Raw genomic sequence first — 21,822 nt, forward strand, 5'->3', positions numbered from 1 at the left:
AGCCGTGGCGCAGCAACCAGGGCCAGGCGCTTTAGCGAAGTCGGGGACGGTATCAGCCGTCGGGTTATGCAATTGGGAATATAACGCCGACAATTGAAACTAGCCAGCCCACGGGGGCATCGTCAACGCAAAGCATATTTTGGCATCCGTTATGCCAAAATACACATGGGATCTTCCGTGGTCCCGCTACCGAGCAGGCCGCATCGGCTACAAGTAGGCCGTGTAGGAACTGACCCAGACGAGAATGGAGGCGAGTAGCCCGATAACGCCGGCATTCGCAGCAAAGGCGGTTGCGCTTCCGGACATCCCGAGCCGGAGCGAGTCGCGGCTCATTTCGTGCGGAATGAAGATCTCTGCCGGGAAGGCCGACGCCCCACCGATCGCATTGGTCCGCGCCAGTGTACCGGATGTGGCAATCTGTCCTTGGCCTATCCCCTTTGGAATTTCCGTGGTTTTGGCGTGGTAGATTCGGCCCGAGCGTTGTCGAACACGATATCGACGGGCGTGCCGGCCTTGATTGTCTGGAATCCGTTCTGTGAAAACATTCCGACAATTGTAATTTCATTCGCGACGATAAACGACATCGTTGAGCGTGCCTGGAGGGCACGATCGCCGACAGTGAGTGCAACAGATGTGACATCGCCGTCGGCCGGCGCGCGAATGGTTGTCTGCGATAACTCCCAATTGGCATTCTCCAGTTGGGCCTGAATCTGGGCAACCGAGGTGTTCACCCCACCGATTTCCGAATCCAGGGCGAGCTTGGCGCTCTGCTGATCGGCTTTGGCCACGTTGAGCTGCGCCAGCGACGTCTCGTATTGATTCTGGCGATCCTGTCCCTGGAATTGCGTGTTGGCATCATCAGCGACGAGCTTCTGAATGTCTGCCAGGCGTTTTGCGTTGAACGCGACCTGCGAAGTCAAACCAACAACGTTTGCCGTGGCTTGCTCGTAGTTGGATTTCAGTATCTCGGTTTGCTGTTTTGCGGCAGCAAGCGACGCCTGCAACTGCGTTACCTTGTATTGAAATGGTGCCGGATCGATCTGAAACAGGATGTCACCCGACTTCACCGGCACGTTCGGCTTTACCGGAATCGCCACCACCTGACCCGTCACATTCGGCGTCACCTCGACCACCCGACCAGCGACCGTCACCTTGCCCGACGGCGTCAGGAAATTAAACAGCGCGAGGAATATCGCGAGAATGAAGGCGCCGATCATTATCGAGATCGTTCCCGACAGCCAACCCCAGCGCACCAGTTTGAACCTGGAGAAGAAGGCCCACATCGCCGCTACATAAAGGCAGAAGATAATGACCAGGGCGGCGCCCCCAATTGGTCGAGTACGAGATCGCCAGTAGCCGGCAATCAATCAATGCGCGCTATGCAAAATCGGCGCGGTGAAAATCGTCGTACCAGACGATCGCCGTGCTGGTTTTTGCATAGTCGATGCAGCGTGACTTCTCCATGGTGGCCGGCAAGCGAGACCATTCGCCGGAATCATCGTGACTAACAAGGAGAGTGTTATGGGGCAGGCGTCGATACGCAAAGCCGGGGCGTTTAGCCTCGTCGCGGCCGGGTTGGCGTTGGCCCTGATTATTTCGGGCATACCACATGCCCATGCTCAGGAAGATGGCGCGAGCAAACTTCTCAAGGCCATGTCGGACTATGTGGCGAGCCAGAAGACCATATCGGTCACCTACGATTCGGACATCGAAGTCATCACCTCCACCTTGCAGAAGATTCAGTTCACCAGCTCCGGGCAGGTGCAACTGAGCCGTCCGGACAAGCTCCGCGCCACGCGCACGGGCGGCTATCGGGACGTCGAAGTCGTATTTGACGGCAAGCTGGTCACCGTGAACGACAAGGATACCAAGAATTACGCCCAGATCGAAGCCGAAGGGACTGCCGATCAACTGATCGACGCGCTGCGCGAGAAGAACGGCGTCGTGGCCCCCGGGGCCGACCTGCTGCTGCCGAACGTGTTCGATGTGATGATGGCGGACGTTGTCGAAGGCGCCGTGATCGGAAAGGGCGTCATCGACGGCGTCGAATGCGACCATTTGGCATTCCGCAATGTCGAGACCGATTGGCAGATCTGGGTCGAGTCCGGCGCCAGGCCGATCCCGCGCAAATATGTGATCACCAGCAAGGGCGTCGGCGAAGCGCCGCAATACACCCTGCGCATCAAGGAATGGAAGACCGATCTGCCGGCGGATGCGTTTGCGTTCAAGCCGGAACAGTCCGCCAAGAAACTGGCGCTGGGTGAACTCGGCGACATCGACGAAGTGCCGCACGGCGTCGCCAATACAGGAGCCAGGAAATGATCCGCATATCGAAAACTCTCGTTCGTCTCTCGACTGTCGCGATCGTCGGCGCCGCGGCGCTGTTGTGGAACGGGCAGTCACCGCTGGATTCGAACGCAGCCCTGGTCTCATCGGCCGGGGCGAGGATCGGGCGACCGCTTACGCCGATGAGCTATGCCGGCGTGGCCCGCCGGACGACACGGCGCGCCGTTGCCGTGGGCGCGGTGGCGGCGGGAGCTGCCTATGCGGCGCCGGTCGTGGTGGCGCCTGTGCCGGTTGTTCCGGGGCGTTGCGTGCAGGCCGTCGATCCCTACGGGCGCATTTACACGCGCTGCTATTAGGACTGGCGCCGGGCGGCGGGTGTAGTCAGCCGTGGTCGACAAAATATGTGCGAAGAGCGGACATCCAGGCGAGTCAGGATTGCCCGTTTTTACATAGCCAGCCATCGCACAGGGCGCCAAACATTTACCTGTTACCCAAGCTCGCTTGACCGCAAGCTCCGAACCGGAAGGAATTGTTCTGATGTTTACAAAACGCGATCTGCTTCGTTCCGCAGCGCTGGCTGCGATCGCTGTCACGGCGGCGAAAGCTGTCCCGGCAAACGCACAGGCCAAAGCGGAATGGCCTGACATCCGCGAGGCCAAGGCGATCGCCGAGGAAGGCTTCATCTACGGGCTGCCGATCGTAATGAACTACGCGGTCATGTATGAATATTCAGTCGACAAGAACTCGGGGCAATTCAAGGCGCCGTTCAATCAGATCAATAACGAGGCGAGGGTCTTCACATACAAAGACACGGCCATCATAACCCCCAACAGCGACACACCGTACTCGATCGTATGGACCGATCTGCGTGCCGAACCGATCGTCCTTTCGGTGCCGGCTGTCGAGAAGACGCGCTATTATGCGGTAATGCTGTGCGACGGCAGCACGTTCAACTACGGATATGTCGGTAGCCGCGCGACCGGCAGCGAGGCGGGTGACTATATGGTGGTCGGTCCCGATTGGAAGGGCGCCACCCCACCCGGTATCAAGAAGGTCTTCCAGTCCTCGACGCAGTTTTCGATCGTTGTCTACCGCACGCAACTTTTCAATGCTGAAGACATGCCGAATGTCGAGAAGATCCAGGCGGGCTACAAAGTGCAGCCCCTATCGGCCTATCTGAAGCAACCCGCACCGGCCGCGGCACCGGCCATCAACTTTCCCAAAGCCAATGCGGAGTTGGTGAAGAAAAACTTCTTCGAGTACCTCGACTTCGCCTTGCAGTTCGCCCCGGCCGGGCCGGAGGAAACGCAGATCCGCGCCAAGCTCGCCCGCATTGGCATCGGGGCCGGCAAGACCTTCGACTTCAAGGATCTTCCACTGACGCACAAGATTGAAATCGGGCTGGGAATGAGAGACGGCGAAGAGAAGGTCGTAAAGTATCTTGCCAGCGGGCAGAAAGACGTAAATGGGTGGAAAATCGGATCGCTGTTCGGAGACCGCCAATTCTACAGCGGCGACTGGCTGAAGCGCGCTGCTGCCGCCAAGGGCGGCATCTATGGCAACGACGCGGTTGAGGCCGTCTATCCGCTGACGAGGACGGTTGCCGATGGCGAGGTCCTCGATGGTTCCAAGCACAGTTACACCCTTACTTTCCCAGCTGGACAATTGCCGCCGGTGAACGCGTTCTGGTCGGTGACGATGTACGACGGCAAGACACAGTTGCTGATCGAAAATCCGATCAACCGCTATCTGATCAATTCGCCGATGCTGCCGGGCATGAAGCGGAACGCGGACGGTTCGCTGACGCTCCACATCCAGAATAAATCGCCGGGCGCCGACAAGGAGGCCAATTGGCTTCCGGCGCCGAACGGAGAAATCTATCTCGTCATGCGTCTGTACTGGCCGAGGCCGGAAGCGCCGTCGGTCCTGCCGGCGGGCCAAGGGACATGGCAGCCGCCTGGTATCAAGCGGGTTTGATGGCACTGGGACCAATCGTGCTGCCCGGAAAGTGACTTGAGCGCGCGCGAACTCGTGCCGGCCGTTTTTGGCGGGCGCGAGTTCGAGCGTGACTCACAGGTTCTAAAGCAGCAATCGGAAAAGGAAGATGGTGAGCAACTACATACGGAGCGCCGGTCCTCGCAGCAATGCCCGGCCTGGCGGCAATACAATCGGCGCGCGCGCAGCCCAACCAGAGCGCCTACGCAGATAGCGAAGGATATATCGACGTTCAGACGCTGACCTGCGCTCAACTTGCGGGCACCTGGCAGGAAGAGGCGCCTCACCACGTAGCACAGCGGCTGCTACCGCGCTCTCACACGTAGGCATCGTCTCAACGTCAAGAGAGCAAAGAGCGAGCAAGAAGTCATTCAGTACTGCAAGGCCAAGCCCGGCAAGCCGGTCATCGAAGCGATTGCGATCGTGTTCAAGGACGTGCAGGCGGCGCCTGGTATCAAGATGAAGCCGGTCTGTAGGAAACCGAATGGGAGGATTTTTCCGTTGGGGGCTGCTAGCGACGTACCATTACACAGCCTTAGCTTTGACGAATATTCTGAGACGGTTATTGGAGCGACGGTGAATTTCCTGCTGACTGGTCCCAGTCAAGCTCCTTGGTCGGTCGGTCATTGCAAATTGGGGGCGATCGTCTTGCAATTTGGCGTGGAGGGAGGCTCCAAGATTTTGCACGGCATTTCGCGTTCGGATGCTTTGACCTTCATCTTTCAGGACGAGAAAATTGCCGATCGCGTGATTTTCGACGGTCAAATCCTTCAGCCTCAGGACTTCGTGGTGCTTCCGCCTGGGAGCGATTTTACGTTCGCGTCGCGCGGCATCCATCGTTGGATGTCGATTTCGATGCCCGTTGGTCTCTTTGAAACGTTTGCTATTGAGACCGGCAGAAAACATCTTGCATGGGTCGAGAAAGAAAAGTGCGTCATTTCGTCTCCGGAGCAATTGCTCAGATGTTTGTCCGCGGCAGCCGCGAGCACCGCCGTTCTGATACGCGAGGAGCAAACGCCGACGCTCCACGGATTTAGTATTGCCCGTCTATTAAACGCATTGATCGCTGCAATTGCGGATTTGGATAACGAAATGTGTCTCCCAACAGAAAAGTCACGATTGTCCAGCGACACCGTGACAAAAGCGTTGAGGTATGCCCGTGGTCGGAAATGGGAAGGGCTTCAGGTTGCTGACCTGGCCCTCGCGGCTGACGTAACAAGCCGGACGCTGTTGAGGACGTTCCGGCAACAGCTGGGCGTTGGATCGGCAAGCTATCTCAAGCTACGTCAACTCAACATGGTCCGCCGTGCACTCCGCGGAAAATGTGAGTCGTCAGGTAAAGTCACAAACATCATGAGCGAACACGGCGTTACAGAATTCGGTCGTTTTGCCTCGGAATACAAAGCCCTTTTTGGAGAGCGCCCATCGGAGACGGTGGCGAGGTCGCGATCGCAAAGAGTGGGCTGAGGCGATGCGCTTCAGCCGGCGTCGTCAGCCGCAATGCGCAAATTCGTCAAGTGCAGTTGGCGCCGCCGAGCGCACCGAAAAGAAGCGCGGGCGCAACCGCCTGCGAAATGCATCCGACACGCGGCAGGCCGCCTTGTTGCCGGCTTTCGACGAAGCATGTGGCTTCAAGGCTAGCCTCAAGGTTGGTTGATGCCGGCGAAACAGAAGCGTTACGCTGCAGTGTATCGAATTTGCAACGGGCCAACTTCTTTCGGTTGGCTGTCCGATTTTACATAGCGACCGAAAGTTGACCCAAATACTTTCGGTGCAGGCCCTCAAACTTGCGGATGATGTATTTCCAAAGGATTTGAAAATGAGAAAGATCGTACTCACGGCGGCGGCATTCGCTGCATTCGCTGGCCCTGCGTTCGCTGCCGACCTGCCGCAGCGGGCTTACGCCCCGGTCAAGGCTCCCGTAATGGCTGCGGTCTACGACTGGACCGGCTTCTACATCGGCGGTAACGGCGGATATGGAACGAGCCGCAATTGCTGGGGTGTCGTACCGGCAGGTGGCGTGGTCGTTCCTGACGGTTGCCACAGTCAGTCGGGAGGCGTCCTCGGTGGACAGGTGGGCTACCGTTGGCAGGCCGGTCAGTTTGTGTTCGGTTTGGAAGGCCAGGGCGACTGGGCAAGCATGCGCAGTTCACACGTGAGTATTGCTAATCCGCTTCTTACCGATTCTTCCAAGGTTACTAGCTTGGGCCTTTTCACCGGCCAGATTGGCTATGCCTGGAACGCGGCGTTGCTGTATTTGAAAGGCGGCGCGGCGGTGACGAACAACAACCTTCTTCAAGCGACCACGTTTGGAGGCGTTGGCCTGAACTATGCGACCTCAACCCGTTGGGGCGGCGCCATCGGCGTTGGATTTGAATACGGCTTCACGCCGAACTGGTCGGCCGCCATTGAATACGATCGCCTGATCATGGGTGATGCCAACAATTCGTTCTCGGTACCGGCAGGCGCTGCTGCTGTGGTCAATCGGGTCAGTCAGGACGTGGATCTGATCACCGTGCGCGTGAACTATAAATTCGGTGGACCCGTCGTTGCGGCATACTGATCGTTGATAGCCAACCCGAGGGCCGGCTTGGCAGCCGGCCCTCGTCGGCCTTGTGGCTCTTTTGGGGAGAAGTTTTCGTGATGGACGGCATGAAGAAATTTATCATTGGAGCAGCATTTGCTGCAGTCGGTTCCACTTGCGCCTTTGCGGCGGACCTTCCCATGCAGGCCTATAAGAGCGCGCCCGTGGCGGCCCAGGTCTATAACTGGACCGGCCTTTATGTCGGTGTGAACGGCGGTTACGGCTGGGGCTCGCAGGATCCGCTGACGCTCGTCTCTAACAGGTTCGACCGTACAAGCTTCAATATCAGTGGCGGGATGCTCGGCGGCACCGTGGGGGCCCAAATCCAGCAGGGATATGTGGTGCTCGGCCTCGAGGGCGATCTTGATTGGGCGAACATCAAGGGCAACGGCATCTTAAATCCGGCTATCGCTGGCGTCGGGCAGGGTATTACGCTCGATATCGCGTCCAAGATCAGCGCCGTTGGAACGGCAAGGGCGCGTGCTGGCGTCGCTATGAACAATTGGCTGTTCTACGTGACGGGCGGTGCGGCATTTGTGAAATCGAGCGCTAACGGCACTTCAATTGCTGGCGTGCCTTGCGGTACGCTTGGTGTGCTCCAGAATTGCGCGGCCTCCGCCTGGCGCCCTGGCATCGTTGCTGGGGTAGGCATGGAATATGGCTTCACGCCGAACTGGTCCTTGAAGGGTGAATATCTTTACACGCAGGTGATCGGGACGGGCGCAAGCGTTGACAAGCTCAACATCTTCCGTGGCGGCATCAATTATCGATTTTGAAAATAGAAGATTCGGGTAGGGCGGTATTATGAATCCTAAGGCATTTGCTCTTTGTGCAACGTTGGTTGCACTTGCCGGTCCTGTATCGGCCCAGACGCCGCCATGGACCCAAACGGGTATGCTCAGCTGCAAGCTCAACCCGAGCATTGGATTCATTATCGCCGGCCACCAGTCGATGGAGTGCCGTTTCGTGCCATCCATGCCCGGTCCCCCACAATTTTACGAAGGCGCCCTCAACACGGTGGGAATTGATATTGGGATAATCGGTGGCGGCGCCTTGGCGTGGGGCGTTCTGGCGCCTACCGCTGGCGTGCCTGCTGGCGCTCTGGCTGGCACCTATGTTGGTGCAAGCGGTGATGTGGCGCTGGGACTTGGTGTTGGAGCAAATGTTCTGGTCGGCGGATCCAACAGAAGCTTCGCGTTGCAACCGGTATCAGTCGAGGGCTCGGTCGCGCTGGATGTCACACTTGGTCTGTCCGCACTTCAATTGAGATGGGTCCCGTGAGCCAGTGCACCTGGCCTTGCAGAACACAGTTCGAGTTATGCAAGGAACGCGAAACCAGAGGGTTTAGCGCGCGACATTATTTCGTTCTCGCCACGGCTGCGGCAATTGCCTGATCCAGCGCCGTGGCCCAGACGTCGCTTTCGGCCTATGTCGACAGCAACGGCTTCACCAAGGCCCACTGGCCGAAGCCTACGCCACCTTCGATCCTGCCGCCGGGCCATGGGACCTGGCAGCCGCCCGGCGTGAAACAGGTTTCTTAGCAGGCGCAGAGTTCGTGCGCCTGAGTCCGCGCCCTGGTTCAAGCAAAGCAGACATCGGCATGCTGCGCGGGCATGCGCGCGTCTGCTTTCGCGCGTCGTCCGGTAGCGAGACGGCGCGCTTTATGTTTTTCAATCGGTTCGTTTTTGCATAGTCGGCGCTTCATCGCGCGCCCATGGTGCCTGATAGCGCGACCGACCGCTGATGACATTAGCGATAACCCGAACCCCAACAGGAGAAGTAGAGATGACGAGTGCAAGATTTGTTCAGATGGCCGGGCTGCTCGCCGTGACGGCGATACTGGGCGGCATGGCAACGGCCAGTGCCCAAACCGCACAGGCGCCGGCCGCGTTGAAAACGATTGGTGCGCCGTCCACCGCAGCCAAGCCTGAGATCGTCCCCTCGCTGTTCGTGCTCAATTCCCGTGCGGCGACGTTGCAGGGCGAGACCCTGGTGCTGACGGGCATTGCCCCGAGCTCCATCATATTTGCCGACCGCCCGGTGCGATCCGCCGGCCATCAGCTCACCGCCGACGTCATCGCGGAATGGGGATCGGGCGACGACAGCTTTACCAAGAATCCTCCTAATGCGACCTTGTCGGTATTCGGCAAGGATGGCGCGGTGAAGGACGCAGTCGTGGTGCTGAAGAACCCGAAGCTCGAGGGCGACAAGCTGACGTTCACCGTTCAGACCCTCGAAGGGGATATTGCCGGCGCGGACGGCGGGGCAGCGCTGTTCATTGACATCATCGGCCGGCCGTTCACGCCGATGTCGTTTGCCGGCGTCGCACGGCGTACGGCATTCCGGGGCGCGATGTATGCCGGTGCAGCCACCGCTGCCGCTTATGGCGCGGCTGCGTATGCTGCGCCTTACGTCGCGCCATATCCGTACGCGCGGCCCGTGTGCGGCTACTACCCCTATCCGCCCTGTTACTGAGAACAGAGGAGGCGGGGAGGCGCATGTTTCCCCGCTTTCAATCGATTTTCGTTTTCGGTCGATGACTCCACACAAAAAAGCCAGCCGGCAAAAATGGAGATTGCAATGAATATCACGCGCCGTAGCCTTGCGATGGGCGGCCTGAGCCTTCTCGCCAGCGCCTCGACGAGTTCCCTGAGCCGGGCCGAGTTCGGCGAGACCCTTGGTTTGGGTGAAGGCCTCGAAGATTTCTGGCTCGCCACCGACGCCTATGTCTACGGCTATCCGCTCGTGACCATGGAAATGACGCGGCGCGTTTTCACCAACGTCCCGAAGGTCGAAACGATGCGCGGCCCGATGGGCCAGATCGTCAAGGTGAGGCAATATCCGAACGCATCCTATCGCGACGTCACCGCGCCCAACGCGGATACGCTCTACACCACCGGATTTTTCGATGTCGGCAAGGAGCCGTGGGTGCTCAGCATCCCCGATATGAAGGGCCGCTATGCCCTGCTGCCGATGCTGGACGGCTGGACCAACGTATTCCAGGTTCCCGGCAAGCGCACGACCGGCACCGGTGCGCAGACCTATGCCATCAGCGGACCAGGCTGGAAAGGTTCTTTGCCCGCCGGAGTCAAGGAATTGAAGTCACCGACCAGCATGGTCTGGTTGCTCGGCCGCATCTATTGCACCGGCACGCCGGAAGACTACGCTGAAGTTCACAAGTTGCAGGACGAATTCAAGCTCGTTCCGCTGAGTTCCTACGGCAAGCCGTACACACCGCCCGAACACACGGTCGATCCGTCAATCGACATGAAGACGGCCGTGCGCGAGCAGGTCAACCGGATGGACGCGGCTGCTTATTTCAAGCTGCTTTGCGAGTTGATGAAGACCAACCCTCCGGCTGCCGCGGACGCCGGCCAGATCGCCAGATTCGCAAAAATCGGCATCGTGCCCGGCCAGGATTTCGACGCCAGCAAGCTGAAGGCGGATTTCCTCAAGCGGGTGCCGGAAGTGTCCTTCGATCGCATCATGCTCCAGTTCAAGGTCAACAAGGACATGAAGGACGAGAACGGCTGGACCTACACCACCAAGGGCGGCGTTTACGGTACCGAATATTTGTTCCGCGCGTTCTGCTGCGCAGTCGGGCTCGGAATGAACCGCCCACAAGACGCGATCTACCCGATCTCGCAGAAGGATGTCGAGGGGCGGACGTACAGTGGCGCCAACAAGTACGTCATGAAGTTTGCCAAGGGCGAGTTGCCACCTGCGCAGGGCTTCTGGTCACTGACGATGTACGACAAGGGATACTTCTTCGTGGAAAACCCGATCAACCGGTACTCCATCAGTGCACGGCAGAATCTGAAAGCGAACCCGGACGGATCGATCGATCTGTATCTGCAGAAGGACTCGCCGGGCAAGGACAGGGAATCGAACTGGCTACCTGCGCCAGCGGGCGATTTCATCCTGATGCTGCGCATGTATTGGCCGCAGGAGAAAACTCCTTCGATCATCAATGGCTCCTGGAAGATTCCGCCGGTGAAGAAAGTCGCCTGACTCAATGACTACGTCGGCGCTTCGGCGCCGGCTTCAGCCACAACCAGGATGAATGGAGCGTGAAGATGTACAGGTCCCTGATTTTCGCAACGGTGCTTACCACGACAATGATTCCAGCTGCTCGCGCCCAGGTCGATCTCAGCACCTATGCCGACGCCAACGGCTTCCTGAATGTGCAAGCGCTGACTTGCGCTCAACTCGCCGGGACCTGGCAAGGCGATGCCGACCGGCTGACGGCCTGGTATAGCGGGTGGTACAACGGGCTCGCTCGCAAGCATTATATGGATATCGTCAAATCAAAAGAGGCCGAGCACGAGATCATGGTCTATTGCAAGGCGAACCCTGGTCAATTGATCATCGAGGCGGTCGCCGTCGTGTTCAAGGACATGCGGGCGAAGCTGGGGATTGAAATGAAGCCCTGAAATCCGGAGGTTTGCCGTTACAACAATCTGGGCGCCCTTTGCCACAGGGGCGGATTTTGCATAGTGCCAAAAGGACATCGGTGCAGAACTGCTGTTTGCAAGCCGCGCCTGGAACCAATCTGATCGCGGTTCGTATCTGATCTGGGACTACTTTTCTTGCCGAGCGGATAACTGCAAACAGCCAATGATCGTTTCGTCATGCGCACCATAGCTGTCGTCGATGACAATCCCAGCATGCTGCAAGGTCTAAATCGCCTTTTGTCGGCCCACGGATTCCACGTCAGAACGTTTGCATCGGCGGAGGCTTTTTTGGAGGCCGATGCCGGGTGCGAAGCGGATTGTTTGCTCCTGGATATTCACCTTGGCGGAATCTCAGGCATCGACCTGCAACGGCAATTGATCGCGTCAGGTAGGGAATTACCGGTCATTATGATGACGGCCATCGATAATGAGATCACCCGGCAGGAGGCGTTCGACGCCGGTTGCGTTGCGTATTTGAAGAAGCCGTTTCTGTCGAAACTGCTGATCGATGCCATTGGAAGGATTCCCTGAGGAATCGAGCTCAATTTCTTAACGGTTGCAGGGAATTGTCGCGGAAGTTGATGCTTATAATTGTTCTCCCTGGCGCTGGGCAAGTCGAGTAGGATTAGGTTCTCGGTCACATTGTGACATCTCGCGTAAACGGCCGCCCTATCGCATGATAACTCGAATACTATTCAGCTCGGTCGTTCTGCTCCTGGCGATGACCGGTGCGGCGTTTTCCCAGCCAAAGCGGGTGCTGATCGTTCATTCTGTCGGCCGAGATTTTTCGCCGTGGGATGACTACGCACGAAAGATCCGCGAGGAGTTGAACCTTCAGTCGAAAGACCCGATCGATATCTTCGAGGCCTCGCTGTCGACGGCCCGCTTCCCCGACGGGAATGAAGGCGCCTTTGTCAGCTATTTGAATGCGGTGTTTTCCGAACGCAAGCTCGACCTGATCATGACGATCGGCGGCCCCGCGGCACGATTCTTTCAGCAAAATCGTCAGCGGATTTTTCCTTCGATCCCGACCTTGTACGCTGCCGTCGCCCAGCAGATGTCTTCGAACGCACCGGCGACCGATGCAATGGTTTCGGTATCTGTCGATATATTGAGCACTCCCGACCAGATCCTGAAGTTGGTGGAGACGACCAAGGTCTTCATCGTGATGGGAAGTTCTCCGATCGAGAAGCTATGGCTGGAGGAGATGCGCAAGCTGTTCCAACCGCTGACAAGCCGGCTCGAGATCACTTATTCCAATGAACTGTCGCTGGAACAGATCCTTGAGCAGGTGGCTATCCTGCCACCCCGGACTTTCATCGTCTACGGGCAGATGTTGGTGGACGCCGCCGGCGTCGTGCACGAAGGCAATCGAGCCATAGACCGGATTCACGCGGTCGCCAATGCGCCAATCTTTTCTGAACAGGACGCGTTCTTCGGCCGAGGGATCATCGGCGGCCGGATGACGAACATATCCGACGTCAGCCGACAGACCGCCGCAGTTGCCGTCCGCATTCTGGGCGGAGAGTCGCCGGGCAGCATCAAGACGCCTCCGATCCGCGCTGCATCGCCTAGATACGACTGGAGGGAGCTGAAGCGCTGGAACATCAGCGAAAGCCAATTGCCGCCAGGCAGTGAGGTCATGTTTCGCGTTCCGACTGTGTGGGAGCAGTACCGGCCGCAATTGACGGCTGTTACGGCAGCTATCCTGCTGCAGGCCGGCATCATTGCATTGCTGCTCGTTGAACGGCGGCGACGTCGTGTCGCCCAAGCCGAGGCTAACAGTCGTCGTCAGGAAGTGGTTCGCTTGAACCGCGTTACAACCGCCAGCGTTCTGTCGTCATCCATAGCGCACGAACTCAACCAACCGCTCGGAGCGATTTTGAGCAATACCGAAGCTGCGCAGGTGCTGCTGAAGGCGAATCCACCTGACGTTGCTCAGCTCGGCGAGATTCTTTCCGACATCGTCCGGGACGAACAACGGGCCAGCGACATCATCGGCGGGTTGCGAAATTTGCTGAATAACAGGACGGAATCCGATCTGCGAACGTTCGATTTGAACGAGTCCGTGCGGGACATCGTCAAAATTGTGTCTCCTGAAATTACAAGGCGGGGGGTGAACTTGCGTACCATTCTCACGCCCGAGCCGTTACGGGTGCGGTGTGATCCGATTCATCTGCAGCAAGTCCTCATGAACCTCGTGATGAATGGCGTGGATGCGATGGACAACGTGGTCCCGCGCAATCTTTCGATCCGGACGGCGCTGGCTGACGCTGATGGCATCGAAGTCCAGATATCCGACTCAGGAACGGGTATTCCCAACAACAAGCTGGCTAGCATCTTCAATGCATTCGTCACAACGAAGCCGGAAGGGACGGGGCTGGGACTCCCAATCGCGCGAACGATCCTTGAAAGCTATGGCGGCGAGCTGTGGGCTGAGAACCGCACCCGGGGCGCGGTGTTTTCATTCCGACTGCCGTTGGATCGGTCTGTAGAGATCTAGAGTTCTTGCCCTCGCGTTGATGCCGCAGGCTGGCGCTCCCGGCAGAACCGGGTAATGCGCGCGTAGTCTTCACCTGCAATGAGGCAAAAGAGCCGCGTGCTGGCGGAGATATCCCAGCGTCGTTGGGTGCGCATTGGGTGCACGATGCCCGAACCCGGAAAATACCGGGTAGACGAAACCATATATAAGTCATTGATTTCATGGTGAGCGCGGAGGGACTCGAACCCTCGACCCCATGATTAAAAGTCACGTACTCTACCGCCTGAGCTACGCGCTCACTCGCCGCGCCGTGAATATGACATTTGCTTCCAGCTAGACTGTAGCTAGATCAGTGCAGCGCCAAGCGTCGCGGCGGGCAAGGTGTTTGCGCAAGCCAATTGTTCGCACTGTCATTCTGGGCGGAGGTGTTGTGACGGGTCATCCGAGCATGCCCGAGTTCATCTGGGCAAGTTGGCGATTTCAACGGTTTTCTGAAGTCGCTTGAGCAATAGCTATGGAGGCGTAATTGGCGGCTGGTGTTCGACCGTTCCCGTCGCAATGGGAGCGGCATATCGTCCTCGGGGATGGTTGGCGAATATTCGTCCGGCCGATCCGACCGGACGACGAGGATTTGATCCGCGATCATCTGGCTCATGTGAGCAAGGAGGATTTGCGGCTTCGTTTCTTCGATTCGATCAAGGAGTTTTCGCATCAGTTCATCACAGGACTGATCGATCTCGACTACGCGCGCGCGATGGCGTTTGTCGCTATCGATGAAGCCACCAAAGAGCCGCTGGGGGTCGTGCGACTGCATGCCGACGCAATCCATGAGAGCGGCGAGTACGCGATTTTGCTGCGATCGGACCTCAAGGGCAGGGGGCTGGGCTGGTCCTTGATGCAATTGATCATCGAATACGCCAAATCAGAGGGTCTGAAGCGGATATCCGGACAAATACTCCAGGAAAATACCGTGATGCTGAAAATGTGCCAGGAATTGGGATTCGAGATCTCGATCGATCCGCAAGATCGCGGCTTGCGCGATGTCACGCTGACTCTCGAAAGCCGTTAGCCAGCGAGTTAGACTACGGTGACAGTGCTTTCAATCATAGGTCTACGGGCGGCCCCGGAAACTCTTTGGCTCTCCAAATTAAATGCACTGTCACCGTAATTCCTTTTCTTGTCACTTCGTCTGCGCCATGATCAAAGAGTTAACTTTTGGGAGAGGCGGCAGGTGACGACCCGGTTGATGGATTGCCCCGACTGTGGAAGCAGGCTGTCTCGCTCGGCGCATCGCTGTCCGCAATGCGGAGCAACAGAGTTACACGGTCCCCCGCGACTTGGCCGCCGGGCACCGCGGATAATTGGAATCGAGGGCAAAAACGACAGCACCCTCGTGATATGTTCGCTGACAGGCGGCGCGCTTGGCGGCTGCTACGGTTACGCCGTGAGTTCTGGCGCGATCAGCGCTGTAGTCTGGGCGCCGCTGTACGGATTACTAGGCCTAATGATCGGAGTGCCGCTCGCGTTCGCGATCAACCTAATGCGAGGGTAAGAGCGGGTGCACGTAACCTGATCGAGTCAACCTTGCAGGCCGCCGCCTTGGCGACGGCGGAAGATTACCTGGGCGTTGAGCCTGCCGAGCAAACGGCTGAGGCGTCATGAAGCGCCGGCGCCGATCGGTTAGTTAGAAAGCGCAACCGGCAGCGGATTGTGGCCCAGGCCAGACGAAGGCGGTAACAATCAAGGGCGCGAGGCTTCAGTCTCGCGCCTCATTCGGGCTTCAGTACTGGAGCAAATCGTTCGGAAAATGTCGCTGCCTTTGCGTCCCGAGCTGCAGCAAGTGAGGACGAGATGAAGGCCTGAAAACCTGCAGCGGCGACTGCGATCAAAATGGCGCCGAAAATGAGAGTACGCATTCCACGCTCCCTTATGGGCTTTTGACTGCGTCGAAGCTAAGACGGCTCTGTTTCAGGATTGCTTCGCGAGCTCAGGCAATGAGTTTCGTTCACGGCAGGGTGTTGGGGGGCCGGCATGGCGGGGCTTCGGTCCCGCGCCCTAAAGAGGCCGTCGCCAATTTCTATGCTGGCGCCCGCACCACACTTTGGCGGAGGAAATTAAGATGCGAGATATAATCGAAGACAGAAGAGTCCTGAGGATGCAATTCGAGGCCTTCGCACACTATGAGGGACATGAGAGCGGAAAGCCCGAATCCGCATATTGTTTCGATGCATTGGCGGCCAGCGTCGACGACGTCTCGTCCGAATTGCTGGAGACTTATGTCGGACTGTTCCAGAAAACCGAACACCGGAAAATCGGCAGCGCCTTAAGGCAATCGATCCAACAGGGATTGTGGTCGCCCAAAAACGCGACCGAATACATGCAGCGATTCATTGCGTTTGCATCTGGAACAGGGGCGTCCTCCTAAGGCATGCGAGACGGCTCAAGCGGTAACGCCAAGGGGCGCGGGCTCAGGTCCGCGCTCGCGAGCCCGCCGGTTCCACGCCGGCGGGTTTTTGCTTTTGTCGGGCGTGTTACCCGTTGATTATGCTGCTGCTGCCCTTCAAGGCGATGCTCTTTGGCTGGGCCGGAAAATCTGGCCGCCCATTGCCGCTCGAACCTTCTCTCAAGGTCCAGAGGGATATCGCACATAACCAAAGCTCCGGGTTTGCTGTCGCCCCCCGGTCTCAAGACCTCAACGCGCGCGCTCCTTTAAAGGTCCGTCAAAGCGGCTACATACTTTCGGCATCAGCGTGACAACGGGATTAAGCAGCTCAATCAGTCCGCTGGAAGCTGGTCGAACTTCTGCGACGGGTATCGGCACCCGTCCGGCGCGGTAATCTCAATTTCCCGACAGCCGTCTTCAGCCAGCTCTGCAGCCTTTTTCCGGGCCGCGGCGGCTGTTTCGCGCCGAAAGGTGATGCTGCCCGAAGTATCCGTTCCTGTGATCAAAAATCGCATGGGCGACCCCATAGGAGGCCACTAAAAACCCGACGTCGGCTCCGTTACCCAGACGGGCGACGAGGCACGGTGCAATTACAGATTAGACGAATGCGAAAGCCAACAAACCAGAGCAAAGCATGACGACGCCGGCCAAGGCGAAGAAACGTTCCGCAGCGAGGAAACCTTTGGAAGCGAATTCATCCCGCATGGTACACCGCCTATCGCGCGCCCCCGCTCAAACGGAACGACCAACCCGCCGCATAGTCAAAGAGTTTTCCTGCCAAATACCAATTTCGACGCTGGCTGATGATTTCATGCAACACCCGTCCCGGGCGCTGTGACGGCCTGGAGTTGCTTACGCCGTCGCGCCTCGCGGGCCATCCCTGCGCTGGCGCCGGCGGGCCGGCCCATGGCAGCCCGCAGAATTTGGACTCACCAGCGGGCTTGCTGGAGTCGTGCAAGCCATAGTCTGGAGGTCCACGCTGCCGGTTATGAGCAGATCCAGATAATCAGGAGCGCGATCGGCAGACCCAAGCCTAATGTGCCGATGATCGCCAGCGCGAACTCAGAAAGCAGATTGGATGTACGTGGCACGCTACGTACTGGCATGACGTTATTCCTTTGAGCCCCCCACGAGCCTTCGGATCAACGATCAATTGGGTCTCCGGACCAATCCAGGATGACCTTTATGTGGACGGGAGGCTGGGATGATTCTGGTTAATCAAAAGTTAACCTAGTAATCTCGGCAGCGCCGGGAGAACGGCACCATCGGTCAGGCCTAACAATGATCAGGGCGCGGGGCTCGGTCCCGCGCTCCCGGTGCTGAATGCAGCTAGGGCAGGGACGAAACAGTATCTTCTGCCCCGGCTGCGGCGATCGCATCCGCGCCTCGTTGCCCTTGCCGAAGCAGGCTTTGCAGTCCTCGGTATCGTCACTCATTTTGATCTCCATCGAGTCGAGGCGGGATGTCTCGACGAGGGGATCATTGCCGGTGGCCGACATTTAACAACGCACCCGCGCGGCAATGAATTTGCCAACACGGTGCCGACACGAGTAACGGCGGCAAACCGGAAAATCGATCTAAGATATTGATTTCCTTGGTGAGCGCGGAGGGACTCGAACCCTCGACCCCATGATTAAAAGTCACGTGCTCTACCACCTGAGCTACGCGCTCACTCGCCGCGCTGTGTAGGGGGCGGGCCCCCTTGGGTCAATAGCGGCGGTGCGGCAAAACTGCCGGCCTCATGGTCTGAATTCCCTTGGTACCGCCAGCGGTTAGCCCAATCTCCTCACGCACGGGCCCGTCAAATCCGTCCCCACTGAGCCTCGGTAGAGGCTCAGTATTTTATCTGACGCGTTTTCCAGGCGCGAACCGGGGTCCACATCGCCTGGAAACGCAATGTATCAGTTGGCTTCCCGGCGAATCTCCGATGCCACCGGCTGGGAGGGGGCGGCGACCGTCGGCAGGCGGACCGGGCGGATCCCGATCAGTTCCGCCGTCCGCACCGCGCTGTTGCGCCAGAAGGCGAACGAATTGGTGCGGGAGTTTTCCAGGAGCGCGATCGCGACCGCGGCCAGGAACGGCAGGCTTTGCAGCACCAGCACGCCCGCGAAAATGTAGATTTCGCGGACCTGCTTGTAGCCGTTCGTGACCACCAGCACGGTGGCGCCGATCAGCAACAGCACACCGATCACGGCTTCCCAGAACGCCTGGAATTCGATCGACATCCGCGACAGGCCGCCCTTGGAGGTGCGGGCAAAGGCGAGGTGTTCGGTGATCAGGCCCTGCGCCACCGCGCGCGACACCGTCCACTGCACGCTCATCGCTGCGATCATGGCGCCCAGCATCTGCCCGGCCTTGATATTCACTCGCAGGCGGTAGAGCGCGATGAAATGCGTGAGTGAAACGATGAAGGAGGCGATAATCGGCAGCGTCAAAATCTTGTCGGGAATGGAGATGTCGGCAAACGCCACGATCGGCACCCAGATCAGGTTGAGGATCGCGACCACCACGCCGAGGCTCTCGGCGCCGAGCCAGTTCAGCCAGCCCAGCGAGAATTCGCGGCGCTGATCCGGCGACAGCCGGCTTCCGCCGGGCAGGAAGCGCCGCCAGTGTTTCTTGACGATCTGGAAGCCGCCATAGGCCCAGCGGTGACGCTGCTTCTTGAACGCCTCATAGGTGTCGGGCAGCAGGCCCTCGCCATAGCGGACATTGGTGTAATGCGTCAGCCAGCCCTGCTGCTGGATGGTCAGGCCGAGGTCGGTGTCCTCGCAGATGGTGTCGCTCGACCAGCCGCCGGCCATGTCCATCGCGCCACGGCGGATCAGGCACATCGTGCCGTGCACGATAATGGCGTTGAACTCGTTGCGCTGGACCATGCCGATGTCGAAGAAGCCGGCATACTCGCCGTTCATGATGTAGTGCATCAGCGACAGGTCGCCGTCGCGGTGTTCCTGCGGCGCCTGCACCAGGCCGACTTGCGGGTCGGCGAACACAGGCACCAGATCCTTCAGCCAATCGGGATGCACGACATAGTCGGCGTCGATGATGCCGATGATCTCGGCGTCGGCAGCGGTGCGGTCCATCGCGATGCGCAGCGCGCCGGCCTTGAAACCCTGGACCTTCTCGGCGTTGATGAACTTGAAACGTTCCCCGAGCGCGCGGCAGTGGTCCTGGATCGGCTGCCAGAACGCCGGATCGGGCGTGTTGTTGATGATGCAGACGCATTCGAAGTTGGGATAGTCGAGCCGCGACACCGCATCGAGCGTCTGCTTCAGCATCTCGACCGGCTCGAAATAAGCGGGGATGTGGATCGACACTTTCGGGAAGGTGACGCCTTCGCCGATCGTGGCCGGCGCCAGGGTTGCGGTCTTGGCGATCAGCCGGCGCGGGCCGTGGCCGAAGGCGACGGCTGCGATCTCGTCGATCCGCGCCATCGCAATCAAGACCAGCGGCACCAGCAGGATCAGGCCGAGGGTCAGCGCGAAGGCTGAACCGAACACGAAGTAATGCCCGGACCAGAAGGCGAATACGGTCGCGGCCCAGGCGCCGACGCCGTTGGCCGCGGCCGAAAGCACAAATGCCTGCGCGGCTGTCGGCTGTTCCAGCCGCAGGATCGGCAGCGACATCAGAATGCCGACCAGCAGCGCAATGGCCGCGAGCTTCCAGTAGTTCTCGTTTACGATCGGACCGGTCCACGAAAATTTCGCTTCGCCGGCGTTGTTGAGGATGCCCCAATAGGGACCTACGCCGCCCTCGAAGGATTTCCAGGGCCGATCCATCGCTTCGACAATGTTGTACTCCATGCCCATCGCTTCGGCGCGGGCGACGAAATTCCGCAGCACCGAAGCCTGCTCAAACGGGCCGGGCTCGGCGTTCCTCAAATTGTAACCGGCGCTGGGCCAGCCGAATTCGGCGATCACAATCCGCTTGCCCGGAAATTTTTCGCGCAACAGCCCGTAGAGATAGACCGCCTGATCCACCGCCTGTTTGTCGGTAAAATTTTCCCAATAGGGCAGCACGTGGGCGGCGATGAAATCGACCGACGAGGCGAGCTCCGGATTGTCACGCCAGCTATTCCAGATTTCGCCGGTCGTGACGGGAACGTTGACCGACTTCTTGACCCGCTTGATCAGCTCGATCAGGTCCTCGACCTTCTGGTCGGCGCGGAAGATGGATTCGTTGCCGACCACGATGCCGTTGACGTTGCTGTTGCGCTTGGCGAGTGCGATCGCGGACTCGATTTGGCTCGCGTTGTGATCGTCATCCTTGCTGATCCAGGCGCCCACCATGACCTTGAGCCCGAATTCGGCCGCGATCGGCGGCACCAGTTCGTTGCCTTCCGTCGAGGAGTAGGAGCGGATCGCCCGCGTTACGGTGGAGAGCCTTTTCAGGTCGGCGCGAATTCTCGCGGGATCGATCGTGCTGTCGACGACGTGACCGGGTTCAAACGGCGTGTAGGAAACGCTCGGCAGGATACCCTTGAAGTCGGGGGCCGCCTGCTTTTCCTGAAACAGACCCCACAGCGCAGCGTGAGCTGCGGTCACAAACAGCAGGACGGCAACGACGGCGCGCATCGGCGGCTAAACCATAGGGGGCCTGCATGGGGGGAAAGCGAACCCGTCCCCAAGGTTCGACCGACACGGCGGCAAGAGTTAGGATAATCCTGCCGCACGAATTCACAACTGGTATGACGGCATGGCGTTTTAAGGGCGCGGCGTTTTAAGGGCGCGGCATATTGAACTATCGAATAAATTCGATCGTTCCGCGACGCGCGCCCCGGTGATTATTTCGTCGGGGCCGCGGGCGCGGCGGCGGGGGCCGGAGCAGGGGTCGCCGCCGGTGCCGGAGCCGCATTCCCGGCCGTGGCGGGGGCGGCAGGCGCCGGGCTTGCCGCGGCGGCGGCCTGGGGCTGGGCGCCCGGATTGATCCAGCAGGCATGGATCCGGCTGGACAGGGTTTCGGCCACCTTGGGATCGATCTGGCCGCCAAAGCGGGTCAGGCAGCGGAACGCGGCCTGGACGTGGCCGCCGGGGCAGCCGAACCGGTCGTACAGGTCGAGGTGCCGGAACGCGGTATCGAGGTCGTCCCGCCACATCAGGCTGACGACGCGGCGGCCGAGCCAGACGCATTCGGGATTGCCGGCCGGGCCGTTGACGGCCGTCTGCGCCTCGACGAACTCGTCGGTCTTGCGCTGGTTGTCCTTGGCGGCGTCGGCGGCATTGGCCGCCGGGGGCTTGCCCTGATCCTGGGCGGGCTGGCCGCCGCTCTGGGCGAACGCGGCGCCCGATCCGATCAGAAACACGAGTCCGGCAGCGGCAAGGTGGCGCACAACCGACTTTCCTGGATCAAGCACCCGACGCATACATTCCCCGATTTTTTCCGTGTGACGGTTGGCTTGTTGCCGTCCAAATAGGTCCCCAATGCGGCGGAGACGTCTGACGATTCCCATGCCGGTTATTTCGGATTTTGTCCAGCAAAGTCACAACTTTATCGCTTCGTGGTAAAATCGCCGCAGGGGAGAAGCGGAAATCCCGGTATCGTGTATCTTGGCAGATCGCCGGCGAACGGCTAAGCGACG

Annotated in this window: 20 protein-coding genes, 2 tRNA genes and 1 pseudogene; 15 read left to right on the forward strand and 8 right to left on the reverse strand. The window is 59.1% G+C overall.

All coding sequences use genetic code 11. The features are described 5' to 3' along the window. Positions 1–428 precede the first annotated feature (428 nt). Both BLR13_RS36685 and BLR13_RS41255 read right to left on the reverse strand, forming a co-directional pair. Positions 429–1,367: an HlyD family secretion protein gene (locus tag BLR13_RS36685; RefSeq protein ID WP_244525011.1), complete on the reverse strand. Its 939-nt coding sequence runs from the start codon at positions 1,365–1,367 to the stop codon at positions 429–431. Between the two features lie 10 nt (positions 1,368–1,377). Beyond that, positions 1,378–1,611, reverse strand: coding sequence for a hypothetical protein (locus BLR13_RS41255; RefSeq protein ID WP_171944905.1), 234 nt, complete (start codon positions 1,609–1,611; stop codon positions 1,378–1,380). Here BLR13_RS41255 and BLR13_RS36690 point away from each other — a divergent pair. The 13 genes from BLR13_RS36690 (at position 1,522) to BLR13_RS36750 (ending at position 13,822) form a co-directional block, all read left to right on the forward strand. Continuing rightward, positions 1,522–2,322, forward strand: coding sequence for a DUF2092 domain-containing protein (locus tag BLR13_RS36690; protein ID WP_074829985.1), 801 nt, complete (start codon positions 1,522–1,524; stop codon positions 2,320–2,322). The genes BLR13_RS41255 and BLR13_RS36690 overlap by 90 nt on opposite strands. Next, complete coding sequence (locus BLR13_RS36695) at positions 2,319–2,642, forward strand: hypothetical protein (RefSeq protein ID WP_074829983.1); 324 nt, start codon at positions 2,319–2,321, stop codon at positions 2,640–2,642. The genes BLR13_RS36690 and BLR13_RS36695 overlap by 4 nt, the downstream gene beginning before the upstream one ends. A gap of 181 nt (positions 2,643–2,823) precedes the next feature. Beyond that, a complete protein-coding gene (locus tag BLR13_RS36700) occupies positions 2,824–4,263 on the forward strand; it encodes a DUF1254 domain-containing protein (RefSeq protein ID WP_074829980.1) in 1,440 nt (479 codons plus the stop codon). Between the two features lie 441 nt (positions 4,264–4,704). Next, positions 4,705–5,748, forward strand: coding sequence for a helix-turn-helix domain-containing protein (locus BLR13_RS41430; RefSeq protein ID WP_074829978.1), 1,044 nt, complete (start codon positions 4,705–4,707; stop codon positions 5,746–5,748). Positions 5,749–6,034: 286 nt separating this feature from the next. After that, the gene (locus BLR13_RS36715) at positions 6,035–6,844 is read left to right on the forward strand and encodes an outer membrane protein (protein ID WP_349532609.1); all 810 of its coding nucleotides are present in this window, start codon (positions 6,035–6,037) and stop codon (positions 6,842–6,844) included. Between the two features lie 80 nt (positions 6,845–6,924). Further along, on the forward strand, positions 6,925–7,641 hold the full coding sequence (locus BLR13_RS36720) for an outer membrane protein (RefSeq protein WP_074829964.1): 717 nt from the start codon (positions 6,925–6,927) through the stop codon (positions 7,639–7,641). A 28-nt stretch (positions 7,642–7,669) separates the two neighbouring features. Then, positions 7,670–8,146: a DUF992 domain-containing protein gene (locus BLR13_RS36725; protein WP_074829962.1), complete on the forward strand. Its 477-nt coding sequence runs from the start codon at positions 7,670–7,672 to the stop codon at positions 8,144–8,146. 122 nt (positions 8,147–8,268) lie between these two features. Further along, on the forward strand, positions 8,269–8,406 hold the full coding sequence (locus BLR13_RS40840) for a hypothetical protein (RefSeq protein WP_154070931.1): 138 nt from the start codon (positions 8,269–8,271) through the stop codon (positions 8,404–8,406). A gap of 244 nt (positions 8,407–8,650) precedes the next feature. Further along, positions 8,651–9,340, forward strand: coding sequence for a hypothetical protein (locus BLR13_RS36730; protein WP_171945023.1), 690 nt, complete (start codon positions 8,651–8,653; stop codon positions 9,338–9,340). Between the two features lie 105 nt (positions 9,341–9,445). Then, the gene (locus BLR13_RS36735) at positions 9,446–10,876 is read left to right on the forward strand and encodes a DUF1254 domain-containing protein (protein ID WP_074829961.1); all 1,431 of its coding nucleotides are present in this window, start codon (positions 9,446–9,448) and stop codon (positions 10,874–10,876) included. A 65-nt stretch (positions 10,877–10,941) separates the two neighbouring features. Further along, entirely contained in the window at positions 10,942–11,298 is a 357-nt protein-coding gene (locus BLR13_RS36740; RefSeq protein ID WP_074829958.1) for an HdeA/HdeB family chaperone, read from the forward strand. Positions 11,299–11,496: 198 nt separating this feature from the next. Beyond that, the gene (locus tag BLR13_RS36745; RefSeq protein ID WP_074829951.1) at positions 11,497–11,850 is read left to right on the forward strand and encodes a response regulator transcription factor; all 354 of its coding nucleotides are present in this window, start codon (positions 11,497–11,499) and stop codon (positions 11,848–11,850) included. Positions 11,851–12,040: 190 nt separating this feature from the next. After that, the gene (locus tag BLR13_RS36750; RefSeq protein ID WP_171945022.1) at positions 12,041–13,822 is read left to right on the forward strand and encodes a sensor histidine kinase; all 1,782 of its coding nucleotides are present in this window, start codon (positions 12,041–12,043) and stop codon (positions 13,820–13,822) included. 201 nt (positions 13,823–14,023) lie between these two features. Here the strand turns inward: BLR13_RS36750 and BLR13_RS36755 are convergent. Further along, positions 14,024–14,099 (reverse strand) — tRNA-Lys (locus tag BLR13_RS36755). Between the two features lie 240 nt (positions 14,100–14,339). Here BLR13_RS36755 and BLR13_RS36760 point away from each other — a divergent pair. Beyond that, positions 14,340–14,870 (forward strand): annotated as a pseudogene (locus tag BLR13_RS36760) (N-acetyltransferase family protein); the annotation flags it as partial. Between the two features lie 700 nt (positions 14,871–15,570). Here the strand turns inward: BLR13_RS36760 and BLR13_RS41260 are convergent. Beyond that, complete coding sequence (locus tag BLR13_RS41260) at positions 15,571–15,717, reverse strand: hypothetical protein (protein WP_171945021.1); 147 nt, start codon at positions 15,715–15,717, stop codon at positions 15,571–15,573. Positions 15,718–15,956: 239 nt separating this feature from the next. Here BLR13_RS41260 and BLR13_RS36765 point away from each other — a divergent pair, with 239 nt between their 5' ends. After that, positions 15,957–16,226 carry a hypothetical protein gene (locus tag BLR13_RS36765; protein ID WP_143039831.1) on the forward strand — a complete coding sequence of 90 codons (270 nt, stop codon included), beginning with the start codon at positions 15,957–15,959 and terminating at the stop codon, positions 16,224–16,226. Positions 16,227–16,576: 350 nt separating this feature from the next. On the opposite strand, the gene BLR13_RS36770 is transcribed toward BLR13_RS36765, so the two are convergent. The 4 genes from BLR13_RS36770 to BLR13_RS36790 form a co-directional block, all read right to left on the reverse strand. Further along, entirely contained in the window at positions 16,577–16,759 is a 183-nt protein-coding gene (locus BLR13_RS36770; protein WP_143039830.1) for a hypothetical protein, read from the reverse strand. Between the two features lie 1,080 nt (positions 16,760–17,839). Continuing rightward, a tRNA-Lys gene (locus BLR13_RS36780) sits at positions 17,840–17,915 on the reverse strand. A gap of 230 nt (positions 17,916–18,145) precedes the next feature. Next, the gene (locus tag BLR13_RS36785) at positions 18,146–20,818 is read right to left on the reverse strand and encodes a glycosyltransferase (RefSeq protein ID WP_074829939.1); all 2,673 of its coding nucleotides are present in this window, start codon (positions 20,816–20,818) and stop codon (positions 18,146–18,148) included. 209 nt (positions 20,819–21,027) lie between these two features. Next, positions 21,028–21,606 carry a beta-1-3, beta-1-6-glucan biosynthesis protein gene (locus tag BLR13_RS36790; protein WP_074829936.1) on the reverse strand — a complete coding sequence of 193 codons (579 nt, stop codon included), beginning with the start codon at positions 21,604–21,606 and terminating at the stop codon, positions 21,028–21,030. Positions 21,607–21,822 lie beyond the last annotated feature (216 nt).

Origin of the sequence: Bradyrhizobium ottawaense, assembly GCF_900099825.1 — a bacterium.
GTDB lineage: Bacteria > Pseudomonadota > Alphaproteobacteria > Rhizobiales > Xanthobacteraceae > Bradyrhizobium > Bradyrhizobium ottawaense_A.